Origin of the sequence: Psychrobacillus sp. FSL H8-0510 (genome assembly GCF_038008345.1) — a bacterium.
GTDB classification, from domain to species: Bacteria; Bacillota; Bacilli; order Bacillales_A; family Planococcaceae; genus Psychrobacillus; species Psychrobacillus psychrotolerans.
The window spans coordinates 2,089,758-2,102,661 of sequence record NZ_JBBOYZ010000001.1 but is presented as its reverse complement, the minus strand read 5'-3'; the positions used below and the strand labels follow the sequence as shown (position 1 = coordinate 2,102,661).

At 32.9% G+C, this 12,904-nt stretch carries 14 protein-coding genes and 1 pseudogene; 14 read left to right on the top strand and 1 reads right to left on the bottom strand.

Annotation, left to right across the window (positions count from 1 at the left end; translation table 11 throughout):
- Positions 1 to 153: 153 nt before the first annotated feature.
- From MHI40_RS10530 to MHI40_RS10500, 7 genes are all read left to right on the top strand, one after another.
- Positions 154 to 738 (top strand): hypothetical protein, encoded by a 585-nt coding sequence (locus MHI40_RS10530; RefSeq protein ID WP_340762585.1) that lies wholly within the window; start codon positions 154 to 156, stop codon positions 736 to 738.
- Between the two features lie 188 nt (positions 739 to 926).
- Positions 927 to 1,241 carry a hypothetical protein gene (locus MHI40_RS10525; protein ID WP_340762584.1) on the top strand — a complete coding sequence of 105 codons (315 nt, stop codon included), beginning with the start codon at positions 927 to 929 and terminating at the stop codon, positions 1,239 to 1,241.
- A 409-nt stretch (positions 1,242 to 1,650) separates the two neighbouring features.
- Complete coding sequence (locus MHI40_RS10520; protein ID WP_340762583.1) at positions 1,651 to 2,310, top strand: hypothetical protein; 660 nt, start codon at positions 1,651 to 1,653, stop codon at positions 2,308 to 2,310.
- 234 nt (positions 2,311 to 2,544) lie between these two features.
- Entirely contained in the window at positions 2,545 to 3,063 is a 519-nt protein-coding gene (locus MHI40_RS10515) for a GNAT family N-acetyltransferase (protein ID WP_340762582.1), read from the top strand.
- A 209-nt stretch (positions 3,064 to 3,272) separates the two neighbouring features.
- Positions 3,273 to 3,725 carry a hypothetical protein gene (locus MHI40_RS10510; protein WP_340762581.1) on the top strand — a complete coding sequence of 151 codons (453 nt, stop codon included), beginning with the start codon at positions 3,273 to 3,275 and terminating at the stop codon, positions 3,723 to 3,725.
- Positions 3,726 to 4,238: 513 nt separating this feature from the next.
- Complete coding sequence (locus tag MHI40_RS10505; RefSeq protein WP_340762580.1) at positions 4,239 to 4,709, top strand: GNAT family N-acetyltransferase; 471 nt, start codon at positions 4,239 to 4,241, stop codon at positions 4,707 to 4,709.
- A gap of 165 nt (positions 4,710 to 4,874) precedes the next feature.
- A complete protein-coding gene (locus tag MHI40_RS10500; protein WP_340762579.1) occupies positions 4,875 to 5,456 on the top strand; it encodes a histidine phosphatase family protein in 582 nt (193 codons plus the stop codon).
- Positions 5,457 to 5,640: 184 nt separating this feature from the next.
- On the opposite strand, the gene MHI40_RS10495 is transcribed toward MHI40_RS10500, so the two are convergent.
- Positions 5,641 to 6,864 carry an IS110 family transposase gene (locus MHI40_RS10495; RefSeq protein WP_277587610.1) on the bottom strand — a complete coding sequence of 408 codons (1,224 nt, stop codon included), beginning with the start codon at positions 6,862 to 6,864 and terminating at the stop codon, positions 5,641 to 5,643.
- 497 nt (positions 6,865 to 7,361) lie between these two features.
- Between MHI40_RS10495 and MHI40_RS10490 the strand changes: the two genes are divergently transcribed.
- The 7 genes and pseudogenes from MHI40_RS10490 to MHI40_RS10460 all read left to right on the top strand — a co-directional run bounded on the left by MHI40_RS10490 (position 7,362) and on the right by MHI40_RS10460 (position 12,827).
- Complete coding sequence (locus tag MHI40_RS10490; RefSeq protein WP_340762578.1) at positions 7,362 to 7,997, top strand: CPBP family intramembrane glutamic endopeptidase; 636 nt, start codon at positions 7,362 to 7,364, stop codon at positions 7,995 to 7,997.
- A 192-nt stretch (positions 7,998 to 8,189) separates the two neighbouring features.
- Entirely contained in the window at positions 8,190 to 8,624 is a 435-nt protein-coding gene (locus MHI40_RS10485; protein ID WP_340762577.1) for a membrane lipoprotein lipid attachment site-containing protein, read from the top strand.
- Positions 8,625 to 8,905: 281 nt separating this feature from the next.
- Positions 8,906 to 9,133 (top strand): hypothetical protein, encoded by a 228-nt coding sequence (locus tag MHI40_RS10480; RefSeq protein ID WP_340762576.1) that lies wholly within the window; start codon positions 8,906 to 8,908, stop codon positions 9,131 to 9,133.
- A gap of 391 nt (positions 9,134 to 9,524) precedes the next feature.
- On the top strand, positions 9,525 to 10,094 hold the full coding sequence (locus MHI40_RS10475; RefSeq protein ID WP_340762575.1) for a sigma-70 family RNA polymerase sigma factor: 570 nt from the start codon (positions 9,525 to 9,527) through the stop codon (positions 10,092 to 10,094).
- A complete protein-coding gene (locus MHI40_RS10470) occupies positions 10,085 to 11,110 on the top strand; it encodes a DUF4179 domain-containing protein (RefSeq protein WP_340762574.1) in 1,026 nt (341 codons plus the stop codon). The genes MHI40_RS10475 and MHI40_RS10470 overlap by 10 nt, the downstream gene beginning before the upstream one ends.
- A 560-nt stretch (positions 11,111 to 11,670) precedes the next feature.
- Positions 11,671 to 11,814, top strand: a pseudogene (locus MHI40_RS10465) (aminoglycoside phosphotransferase); the annotation flags it as partial.
- A 143-nt stretch (positions 11,815 to 11,957) separates the two neighbouring features.
- Positions 11,958 to 12,827 (top strand): alpha/beta fold hydrolase, encoded by an 870-nt coding sequence (locus MHI40_RS10460; RefSeq protein ID WP_340762573.1) that lies wholly within the window; start codon positions 11,958 to 11,960, stop codon positions 12,825 to 12,827.
- Positions 12,828 to 12,904: the final 77 nt, after the last annotated feature.

Below are 12,904 nucleotides of genomic sequence, written 5' to 3'. Positions count from 1 at the left end.
CAAAAAAGTAATCGGTGATTATGGTAAGGTAATTTGGCTCTCTTTTATTTATGCTATGTTAAAGGTAAGGGTTGATTTTTCGGAAGGTGGACTAACGCCGCAGGTTAGTTTAAGAAGACCGATTATTATTATTTTAAGAATGGAGGAAAAGAATTGGGAAATTCACTATTAATAACAATAAGTGCATCTTATAATTTGAATTTTTTGATATACATACAAAATATTTATCTTAATCAAAATCAGAGTAAAAAAGAATGCAAATACCCGTTTTTCCCATCAAAAATAGCTTTTAATGAAGATTTTGAATTAAATTATAAGGATTTATGGGATGAAATTGCAGAAAGCATAAGCATATCAAAACCCCAAAGTAACGACATGAGAATATTTTATGAAGAAAAAGATTTATTTTATCAAAGATTATTCGTGATTGATTTAGAAAACTTAAAGAAATATGCTGAAATCTACAAGTCTTTTCAAGTGTGGTGGGAAAGCATTGCAGGGCAGTTATCGGTAGAAAGGTCTATCGATAATAATGTACAAGAAATATATAATCAATTGGCGATATCCCTAATGAAAAGTGAGATAGAACCTCAAAAAACATTGAATATTAGCTTGGTTTATGAAGAATGTCAGTTAGCAAAAACAGAAGTCTCATCTTATTTTGCTGTGCTTGCAATAAGAGATTTTATTGTCGATTATAAAAAGTTGGTTCCCAAATTACAGGGTTATTTTTATTAAGCTAACGGGTGCTTTACTCAATAACTCGTATTAAGTGGTTTTCGACCACTTATACAGGCATATACTTAAATTAAAAAGGAAGTGTCTAACTGAAAAAGAGTAAAATCACTTTAATTGGGACTATTGTAATTTTATTTGTTACCTTTTTATTTATCAATAATACCTTGTCAAAAGGAGATACATCTGAAGTGCCACCTATGTTAAGTCCCGAGGAACAAGCAGAAAAAACGGCTGAGATTGAAAATTTCCTCTACGGAGATAGTGGAATACTTAAACTAGTAGGTGATGAATTAGTAAAACGAGGTTATATAATTCAGACGATGGTTATGGCATATTCTGTGGATGATGTTCATGTGAAATATGTCTTAAACGATAAAGAAGCTACTGAATCCGTACAAGAAGAGGTAAAATCAATTTTCTTTGAGATAGTTAAAGAGAATAATCTAGATTCTAATGCATTTAATCTTAAAGTCGGTGATAGTAATGATGGACCAGATTGGTAATGAAGTTCTTATTTCACTAACGGGTGCTTTAGTGAAAATCGTTGAGCTGTTCAAACAGCTCTTTTTCTTATTGAACTAAACTGCCAGTTTAGTTCAATAAGGGGTTACCATTAGAATGTACGAAGAAATATGCAAAAGGGTGGAAAATCCCCTTACGTATCAATTCCTTTTCTCGTTACGGTCTTACGATTTACCGTTAACACTTCCCTAGTATTCCTTTCAAGTTCTACTAAAACAATATTTCCTAACACGTAGTAGGCTATTTTTAGAGGACCTCGCATATTAAACACTTCAAAATAACATACTATGTATGTATGGAATTGAAAAAATTTTAAATACTAACAACTAATTCTTAATAATATTTTTTTTTAGGAAAGGAGATAGAATCATTAATCTTAAAAAAAATATAATGAGTGCACTCGTTCTTTTAATACTCAGTGGAATTTGGACCTACTCTCATTATCCAAATAATGAGATTGTATTCGCAATAGAATCCCAAAAAGAATACTCAAATGAAGTACTAATCGAAAATACTAATAATCTAACTAAAAAAATAAAAAATGAACTAGAAAAACAAAACTTTACTATAACGTTTATTGGAATACATCTTCAAAACGAAGAAATCAATATTCGAGTAAATGGCACCCAACAGTATCTAAAAAGCATTGAAAAAGATATTGAAAAAATTGTTTATGAACTAGCACAAAAAACAATTTTTAAAGATTATTCAATTGGAGTTTATAAGGAAATCATTGTTCCAACCGATTCCAATAAATCAACATTAGAAATTAACCAATTATTAAATAAAATAAACACAACAGTCCAAAAAAATATCGAAATTAAAGGATATACAACGGTTGTAAATATACTCACAAAAAAACAATCCAAAAAACTAATTATAGAAATAAATACATCTATACAAAAAGACAATTTAACTGATATCGATTTAGGAAAAGAAATTGAAAAAGTAACCAGGGAGTCTTTAGTAGAAATTATTCCAACATCAACAACTGAAAACCAAACAGTAGAGATTAATGTCTATAATATTGACCAAGAAAAAATAAACTGAAATTTCGTTCAAAAAAGGCACCCCCACAAAAAAACAGCATGGGGGACTTATACAGTTCGAGTTTTCTTATTCAACTAACGGGTGCTTTACTTCAAGAAGGAGTAAAGCCTTTTTCTTATTTAACTAAAGCGGCAGTTTAGTTGAATAAGCAGGTAGAATTTGGATGCATATCGAAGTAGATAATATAAAATTATAATTTTTCAAGTAACTGTATCAAAGGAGAAGAGAAAAAGTATGGAAAAAGTACAAATTAGATTAGCGGAACAGAAAGATGCTGTGAATATGCTTGAAATTCAACGTGCAGTTTTATCAGAAGAACAATATTTATTATCGACCTTAGAAGAATTTAACCAGTCCGTAGAGGGTCAAAAAGCGTGGATTCAATCGAAGATAGACAATGAACGTGAAACAATTTTAGTAGCAGAGATAGAAAATGTTGTTGTTGGATGGCTTGTCTTTCAATCATCAAGCCGTAAAAGGTTGAGTCATACAGGTTCCTTTGGCATGATGATTGATAGTACCTTTCGGGGAAAAGGAATTGGGAAAGCTTTAATGCAAGAATTACTAAATTGGGCAGAACAAAATCGGTACATTGAGAAAGTAAGCTTAGGTGTTTTCTCTACAAATATTAATGCTATATCTCTTTATAAAAAAATGGGCTTTATCGAAGAAGGAAGAAAAATTGGTGAGGTTAAGCTGAATGATAATGAATATATAGATGATGTATTGATGTATAAAAACGTAAAGAATTAACTTGGACATTAGTGGCAAATCTTTGAGTGCTTTAATTACATTTTTCATCTTCAACTAACGGGTGCTTAGTTAAACAAGACCATCAAAAAATTGATGGTCTATTTTTATGTAGAATGTGAAATGTTACACTTCAACTAACGCAGCAGGTTAGTTGAATAACGATGTAGAATAATCAGTATGAAACGATACAGAATAGAGGTTTGAATGTTATGAGTAATATTGAAAAAGTAGATGAATTGTTACAAGTATTCATTAAGGAATGTCCAACCTTAGAAACTAGTAAAAAATTAATAAATAAAAATGTAACTAATTTTGATAACAACTTTGGTCTCAGTGGTTTAGAGAATAACTTAGCTAATAGCTATAAGCAATTCGAAAATTGGCTTAACGTGTTGTTTGAAAAAGAGAAAGTACAAGACAACATTATCGCCTTCAACTTTGGACTTTACGAAAGTGAAGGTGGCATTCAGCTATATATTTCGGGTTCCACAGAGTGGGATTTTGATGATGAAGATTGGGCAAGTAACAATGATTATTACCCTGAAGGTAGATACCCTGATATTACTCTTTATAATGACTTGTACAATGTTTGGGAAGATAACCTTGAATTAGGATTATTTTTGACTATTTCATCAACAATTATTTTTCAAATACATATTTAATAGCAAATCCTTCAAAATTTCCACAAGATCTAGTATTGTCAACAGGATTTGATGATGGCGATATATATAACTTTATTAAAAAAAGTTATGAAAACGTAACTGTCTTATTCAACTAACGAGGTGCTTTAGAAGAGTTCTAAAGCATATCAAATGAGGAGGTTGGAAATGAAAAAAAATACTAGGTTTTTCGAAGAATATAACATTAGTAGCGTAATTATTTTTTATGGAATTGTTTTGCTTTACACCTTGTGGATTGGTATAGAGATAGATGTATAAAAAATATTTACAATTCTAGTTTTCACAATTATTTTTTGGTTAGCAAATAGTTTGCAATCATCCAAATCACCCAAAAAGTAATTTATTTTTCAATATTATATATATTTTTGAAATAAACAAGCACTGCCAGTAATGGTAGCTTTTTCTTATTGAACTAACGAAGCAGTTTAGTTTAAGAAGGAAAAAATTAATTCTTGTTGAATAGTACAGAATATAAATATAAAGAGGGTGAAATTAATGGAACTTAGATTGGAAAAAGCAATTGAAAACGATGCACAAGCTATTTTTGATATTCAGGTTAAAGCCTTTATGCCTTTGTTGAATATGTATGAGGATTACGAAACAAACCCAGCAAATGAAACTATCGAAAGAGTAATATCGAGAATAAATCAACACAATGGTAGTTTTTATAAGATATTAGCTGACAATACCCTTGTGGGAGCTATCTGTATTTTTTGGAGAGAAGAAGTACAATTTTGGATTAGTCCGATGTTTATTTTGCCTACTCACCAAGGAAAAGGGATAGCTCAGAAGGTTATAAATTTAATTGAGTGTATGTTCCCTCAAGCAACCACGTGGGAATTAGCTACAATATTAGAGGAAGAACGAAATTGTTATTTATACGAAAAAATGGGTTATAGCAAAACAGGAATTAGCAAGAAATTAAACGATAACACAACCCTTATTTTTTATAAAAAGGTCTGTTAAAACACAAAACAGCTTATTAAGCTAACGGGTGCTTTACTTCAAGAAGGAGTAAAGCCTTTTTTCTTATTGAACTAAAGCAGCAGTTTAGTTCAATAAGAAACTAATCACTTAAGATTTTCATTGTAGAATATGGTACTTTTGTTTAACACGAGGAGGTAAATATAATTGGCTACAATAGGACTTATAAGGCATGGAATTACTGAGTGGAATGAACTTGGTAGGTCACAGGGAATATCAGATATCCCTTTAAATGAATTCGGGAAACAACAGGCGGTTGCTTTAGCCAATAGACTCTCTTTAGAGGAAAAGTGGGATATTATTGTGACAAGTGATTTATTACGTGCCAAAGAAACAGGACAAATAATTGCTTCTAAATTAAATTTGCCTGTCAGTTTGTTTGACGAAAGAATACGTGAAATTAACTGTGGAGAAATAGAAGGGACAACTGAAGAGGATAGGATAAATAAGTGGGGTAGTAATTGGAGAGAATTGAAACTTGGGATGGAAAAATTTGAAGACGTCTCTAAAAGAGGTTATGAATTTTTAACAGAATTACCTACTAAATATATTGATAAACGAGTATTGGTAGTAAGTCATGGGGCATTAATAGGTTTAACTTTACAAAGATTACTACCAGATAAATTCTCGAATACACATATTGAAAATACATCATTAACTATTCTTATAAATAACGAGAGTAAGTGGGATTGTACGCTTTACAATTGTACGCAACATTTAGGTGAATAAGGTAATTCTCTTGTTCAACTAACGGGTGCTTTACTTCAAGAAGGGGTAAAGCATTTTTTCTTATTGAACTCCCATGAAAATTAAAATCTTCGATTTAGAGAAAAAGGCAATACGAAATCTGCCGCAGCTCAATAATTTTTTAAAAAAGTGCAGCGCCTAAATGTGAATTAATTTGTGGGTTGGACTAGGAGGCATTTGGTTCAGTGATTGTCACGTTGTAACCTAAGTTTTCAAGTCTTCGAACAGAATATCGTACAATCGATTGTTCTTTTTGTTTGTCAAAGTAATCTTCCCCTAAGTCTACGTACATTTCTTTGCGAGTTAGGAGATAATAGCTGATTCTTAAAATGGCATGAGCCACTGATATCCCTGCACGCTTTTTACCCTTTCTTGATGCAGTGCGCCTATACAAGGCTCCCAAGTAGGTCTTGGATCCTCGAACAGAATGAGCTGCTTCAATTAACGCCGATTTCAAGTACTTGTTTCCTTTTTTCATGTTGGTTGATTTCCTCTTGCCCGCACTTTCATTATGTCCAGGTACTAATCCTGCCCAGGAACATAAGTGCGCCGAACTGGGGAATTGCTTCTCCACATCTGTACCGACTTCGGCTAAAATTTGTTCAGCCATTCGAGTGGCGATGCCAGGAATGGAATCCAATCGTTCTATATCTTCTTGATGGGAGGATAACCTAGTAGCCACCTCTTCGTTTAATAGCTCAATCTGCTCAGTTAGAAATTCTATATGGACCAGAATGGTTTTTAACATGAGACGTTGATGTGGATTGATATACCCTCGAAGAGCTAGTTCTAGTTCACTCTTTTTCTTCTTCATTGATCTGCGGGCAAAGCTTGCTAATTTCTCAGGATCATTTTCGCCATCGGCGATAGCCCGAAGCATATCAAGCGACGAAACACCCATGATGTCGGAGACAACGGAACCGAGTTTGATATTGGCTCCTTCTAAAACCTTTTGAATCCGATTATGTTGTCTCGCACGCTCTTCAATAATACTTCGACGGTATCGAACCAACTCTCGTAATTCCCGCTGATTTCGGTCTGGAATAAAACTTGCTTTAAGTAGACCATGACGAAGAAGTTTGGCAATCCATTCGGCATCCTTTACATCGGTCTTGCGACCTGGCACTGCTTTCATATGTTGAGCGTTCACTACTAAAAATTCAATGCTCTCGGCTTCTAGCAAGTTAACAATAGGCTTCCAAAATACACCTGTACTCTCCATTGCTACGTGAGTACAACCATGCTCCTTAATCCAGTCAATTAACTGTAATAGAAATACAGTTTTAGTGGAAAACGTTTGAATCTCCTTTCCTTTTGGCGTAATAATACAAGCAGTAATGGAATCCTTATGGACATCCATCCCACAAGCACGTTCAATGATTACTTCCATGGTAATCATCCTTTCTACGGCAAATAGTATTGGAGGCTGGTGCAATAACCAGAGTAGGATTAATCTCCCATGAGTGCTTCCCGTAAGGGAGCGACAGTCTGTGATGCACCGTGGTCGTTGGAGTCAGACTAACGGATGGGCTCTATGGCACCATAGTTCATCGACCTTCCTCTCCCAGCCGTAGTATCCTATACCCAGGTTTTCACATTTTCATTCTCTGTGGTGTAGCGCTGATTTTGCGCTACATGGATGGCTAACGGGTGCTTTAGTTAAACAAGTGGCTGCCTGTAAGGGGAGCTTTTTCTTTTTGAACTAACGCGGCAGGTTAGTTCAATAAGAAGGTATTTTTGCCTTTACGTTGAATAAGTTAATATATGTAAATTATAGAACAAAAGGGGTGCTTTACTTCAAGTCTGAGGGTGGCACTTTTTTCTTGAATTAAACGAAGCAGGAGTTTTTTTTATAAGCATATCTATTATGGTTGAGTGGAGGTATAAATGAAAAAAAATCATGTATATGCATTGATAATTTACTTTGGAGTATTACTTTTAGGTGATGTCATCACTTTGATATTTAATAATTCGAGAAGTTTAGTTATTATACTTAATTTTACGCTTTCCCCATTGTTATTGTTAATAACTTTATATTTATTGAGAGACGATATAAAACTAATGGTATTTGAAAAAAGAAAATCAACGGTTAAACAATCATTATATGCTATTATCAAATGGTTTTTTATTGCCATAGTTGGTTTTATAGTTATTGTTACAATAACACCTTTATTTTACACGTCTGAAGTATCTAATTCTTCTAAAATGACACAAGCTATCCCTTTAATAGTTATTCCATTTGTTTTTATAGGACCAATATTAGAGGAATTAATATTCAGAAGAATTTTATTTACCTCATTTTCAAAGAAATTCACTATTCTATTAAGTATTCTTTTTACCTCAGTAATCTTCGCTGGGTGGCATATGGATTTACCAAGTTTTCCTTTATTATTCTGGTTATCAATCGTTTATACTTACAGTTATTATCAAACTAACAGATTATTAGTTCCAATTACTCTTCATGTCCTATGGAATTTATTTTCATCAGGCGTAGCTATAATTGGTGCTTACTTTTTTGAATAACATTTAATTTAGGAATACATTCATTGTTAGCTTGTTATTAAGCTAACTAGGTGCTTTAGCTCACAAGTGGCTGCCTTCAAGGGTAGCTTTTCTTATTGAACTAAAGCGGCAGTTTAGTTTAAGAACGAGGTATTTTTAGAAGTGTGTCGAATAATAATTAATAATTCAATTCAAATTTTGGGGGGAGTTAAGTTGAAGAAAATAATTACTTTATTATTTACCATAGTGCTTTTAGCAGGTTGTTCAGAAATTACGAACAATGATTATATATTTAGTGGAGAAAGTGAAAGCTGGGAAGCTGAATTTACCTATAATGGAACAGAAATATGGAAAGAGAAAAATGGAATAAAAACTTATACGAACGAAGATAGACATCGGTTTGTATTGAAATACAAAGGTTCCTTGGAAGAGTTGTCTTCATTACAAAAAATTGAATACACTTATGAAACTATTAGTAGTAGTGGGAAAAGCACTGAAGAGTTCATGGAACCCCCATCAACATTAACATTTTCGTCTTCGGGTGGTTCAAAAGGCGGAGCAAAAGTAGGTGAAGATGAAGTTATACTGGTGAATGTTAAATGGGATGACTTAGAAGAGACATTGAAACTGCATAATAATAGTAAGTAACTCTGTTGAACTCCCATGAAAATTAGTTCTCCAAGAAATGAAAAATGACAATACTTAAAAAGACCCTACTTAATCGTTAAAAAAAAGAGGAGAGCGTAAATAAGTCTATGGATTACGGTTGACTGGATTAAGGTCAGTATCAGTATTGACACTTCCTAACCATTTTCATTCTCTGTGGTGCAGCATTTTTTTGTGCTGCATGGATGGCTAACGGTGCAGGTTAGTTGAAGAAAAAATTGGTTAATTGTGGTAATTTATTATCAGATATGGGAGGGATTTCATTGGACTCATTTTATATTTTAAGGTTCTTTACGACGTCAGAAATCATAATTTCTACTTTTTTTCAAAATGGTATTTGGGTAATCGGCTTTTTTTACTTGCTAAATAAAACATTTGAAAATAATAGACTTAAGTATTTTTCTAAATATACTTTATGGATTGTTATGGCTATATTATTTATTCATTCAGTAGTAATGGGTATAGAAACTTTATTCTTATTAAACTCGTAATTGCATATCTGTTAATTTTTTATAGAATCCATAAACGTCTTAATTATTTAGAAAAAGAGGTCAAAAGATTAAATGGAGAGAATGATGTTTTTTAAGTAACGGGTGCTTTACTCCAAGAAGGAGTAAAGCCTTTTTTCTTATTGAATTGTAAAGAAGGACCTTTGAAACTTTTATTATTGAAAATAACAAAAGTATTATTTAACATAGCGTTCAATATAAGGGGCATTTCTGCAAAAGACAGGAATGCCCCTTTTTTTGGACAATTAATTGCCTTTAGATATAATCTTATAATTAAATTATAAGAAATGCAGAAGTTTCTTGAGAATAAACTGGAAGACCGTTCGTTGTACTTTATGAAAAAGCTTTTTCAATAAGATAAGGAGCGTAATAAATGAAAAGTTCATCGACTAACTTTATCGTGAGATTAAAAAGACAAAAAGAAGATGCTCTCGATTACATCATTGATTCCTATATGCCACTTGTAAAAACGATTACCACAAAAATTTTAAACAATATGAAACGGCAAGATATTGATGAATGTATCAATGATGTTTTTCTAACTGTTTGGCAAAATGCTCATCAGTTTCAAGGTGAGACCCAAGACTTTAAAAAATGGATAGGCATGATCACGAAATACAAAGCAATTGACCGATATCGTCAAGCTCAAAAACAAATTACACATGAGCAATCGGATGCACCACTTGAACTAAAGGCAAGTACCTTACAACCAGATATATCTATCTTACAACGAGAAGAAAAAAATGAATTATTGATGGCTATTAGTCAGTTAGGAGAAATCGACCGCGATATTTTTATGATGAAATATTATATGGACCTAACGAATGGTGAAATTTCCGATACATTAGGGCTGACAAAAGCTTCAGTTGATAATCGACTATATCGAGGTAAGAAAATATTAGCAGCAAACACAAAGTTAAGGGAGCGATTTATATGGGTATGAAGGAATGGATGAATATCGATATTGATAACCTTGAATTACTAGAAGTAACAGATTTAGAAAAAAAACACGTCAAACAACATATACTTAAGAAGCGTAATAAAGTACCGTTTTGGCGTCATATTGCAGTCGCTGCGGTAGTTCTTGTCGGTGCTACGATAGCAACTGGTTTTACTTTCCCTTCTATTGCATCACAAATACCATTTATGGACAATGTCATTAGTTACTTTAATGATGAAGAGCAACGCCACAAAAGTTTTGAGGCATTCTCTACTGATATCGGTCTTGTACAGACAAGTAATGGCATGACGGTAATGATTGACAATGCAGTTTATGATGGAACAAACATAACAGTTTCATTTGCAATAGAAACGGATTATGATTTTGGACAAGAGATGCGAATGCGTGCACCAAATTGGTTTGATGTTGTTGGTGCACGTGGGAGTGGGGGTGGTCATAATATTACGAAAATAAGTGATACACGTTATGTTGGCTTATCAACATTTACCCCAAGATTCAAAGATGATATATATCCAGAATCGTTGCAAGTTACTTGGACACCACAAGCATTTTATAATAGGGAAAATGAGTTAGAGGTTAAAGGAGATTGGTCATTTGAATTTGCATTAGAACGGTTAGACGGGGATTTACAGCTTATAAATGAAACAGTGCAGCACAAAGATGTTAACTTCACACTACGTTCAGTTGAGTTCACTGATGTATCAACAGTAATTGCTTATGAACAAGTAGTGTCAGATGAACTACTAAAAGAATCGGTAAGTGTGTCGCCATCTTTTATTATTACAGATGACCTAGGCAATGTGTATGAACTCAGAAGAGGTGGAAGTGGCATGTCACCAGATGATTACAAAACATTTAAAGGAACCTCCACGTTTGATTCTATCGAAGAAGGTGCAAGTCAATTGATTATTCAGCCGATAGAAATAGCAGGTCCTCCCCTTGGAGAAGTTAAAACCGAAATAAAACTTGAACCAATTGTCATTGACTTAAAAAAGTAATAACTAGAGCCCTATAAAAGTTAATAAGTAGTCTATACTTTTATAGGGGCTCTTATCTGTAATTTCTAATCGTTATAAATTTCGGTAATCGAATATTTAACTAACGGGTGCTTTACTTCAAGAAGGAGTAAAGCCTTTTTTCTTATTGAACTAAAGTGGCAGTTTAGTTGAATAAGAAGCTTTTGGTGGGGTTGTTAAATTATAAATGTTGGACACTTTGGAGGTATTGCGAGTAGACAGAAAACTTTAACAAATAAATTAAATTCTCTTTACAATTTCAGTATCTTTAGTATTATCTAAAATAGAGATGTAAATAAAGGGGAATCTATACTACACATGTGGAATAACTTGAAATGATAAGTTAAATGGATACAGACAATTGCGTTCCTTGAGTCTTAAGGATACGTTTATTTGTTGGTCTGAAATCATTCAAGGGCTACATGGTGTGGACAATATTAATTCCCAATGCCAAGCAGATACCTTTGTATCTGCTTTTATTTATGGGTAATAATACATCTCTATTGACACAATCATAGAGTCCCTATATTGGGGGAATTTTAATGAAAAGTCAGTATGAAAACGAAGAAGTGCTATCAGGTGGGAATGTCTCAAACGTATATCGATCGGGAGATACTGTGCGTCGAGACTTAAAGGAAGATAGTGCTAAAATTCATAAAGTATTAGGCTATGTTAAAGGAAAAGGTTGATTTATCGTAAAATGCTATACCCTACATTTGGTTTAATGATTTTCACCTAAACTGGATATTTATGTTAAAATAAGGATAGGTTTATGAAGGGATTAGCTGAAGAAGCGGTAAATCAGCATTCGTTAAAAAGGAGGGATTTTTTGAAAGATATAGAGTTGGAATATAAGGTAGTTGGCAGTGGGAAGTCTATTCTTATCCTAGAAACAGGGATAGGTGGTTCTTTTTATAATTGGTATCCTTTTATTCAAGAAATCCAAGAAGACTTTACGATTGTTATGTACCATAGGGCTGGATATGGAAATAGTCCAGTTTCAAAAGAACTTCGAACAACTAAAAATATTGCTGAGGAACTTTATGAACTTATTGAAAGAATAGGTATCACTGAAAAATTTGTTCTAATTGGTCATTCTTTTGGAGGCTTATGTGTACAGCAGTTCTCAAAAATGTACCCTAACAAAATAAAGGGAGTAATCCTTATAGATTCTACTTCATATAATTTTAACAAGTTATACAATCTTGATATACCTGTAATGAATTCCTTAATTTCAATAGATAAGATGGTAGAAAACAATATGGAGAACTCTAACAAATCAAAAGAGGAACTGAATATTAAATTCAAGAATATGATTGTTGAGTACGAAAATACTTTACCTTACAGCGAAGCAAAAGATTATGAGGAATTGATAACAAATCCTCTCTTCTTCAAGACAATTGCCAAAGAATTTGAAAACTGGGGAATTAGTAGCGAAAATATATTAGAAATGGGTGATTTTCCTAACATTCCACTAATAGTAATCGCAAGAGATAAAGCAGTATCAGTAAAGGCTTTTGTTGAACATGACATACCTGTGGAAGAAGCAATTTTATATGAAGATACTTGGCGTGAGTTGCAGATAGAATTATCTCATTCGTCTAAAAAAGGCGAGATAGTTATTGCTGAAGGAAGTGACCATGACGTTCACTTAGACAGACCTGATATTATAATTCAGTGTTTAAAAAGATTTTTATAACAATGAACTTCTAATAGGATAGGTATTAAATGAGCTTGGAGATACATTTCCCCCAGCTCATTTTTATGTATATTCTT

What these genes read in the sequence shown, in the direction of transcription:
- MHI40_RS10520 (WP_340762583.1), top strand. Translation starts at nt 1,651, where the DNA reads ATGAGTGCACTCGTTCTTTTAATACTCAGTGGAATTTGGACCTACTCT.
- MHI40_RS10515 (WP_340762582.1), top strand. Translation starts at nt 2,545, where the DNA reads ATGGAAAAAGTACAAATTAGATTAGCGGAACAGAAAGATGCTGTGAAT.
- MHI40_RS10510 (WP_340762581.1), top strand. Translation starts at nt 3,273, where the DNA reads ATGAGTAATATTGAAAAAGTAGATGAATTGTTACAAGTATTCATTAAG.
- MHI40_RS10505 (WP_340762580.1), top strand. Translation starts at nt 4,239, where the DNA reads ATGGAACTTAGATTGGAAAAAGCAATTGAAAACGATGCACAAGCTATT.
- MHI40_RS10495 (WP_277587610.1), bottom strand. Translation starts at nt 6,864, where the DNA reads ATGGAAGTAATCATTGAACGTGCTTGTGGGATGGATGTCCATAAGGAT.
- MHI40_RS10490 (WP_340762578.1), top strand. Translation starts at nt 7,362, where the DNA reads ATGAAAAAAAATCATGTATATGCATTGATAATTTACTTTGGAGTATTA.
- MHI40_RS10475 (WP_340762575.1), top strand. Translation starts at nt 9,525, where the DNA reads ATGAAAAGTTCATCGACTAACTTTATCGTGAGATTAAAAAGACAAAAA.
- MHI40_RS10470 (WP_340762574.1), top strand. Translation starts at nt 10,085, where the DNA reads ATGGGTATGAAGGAATGGATGAATATCGATATTGATAACCTTGAATTA.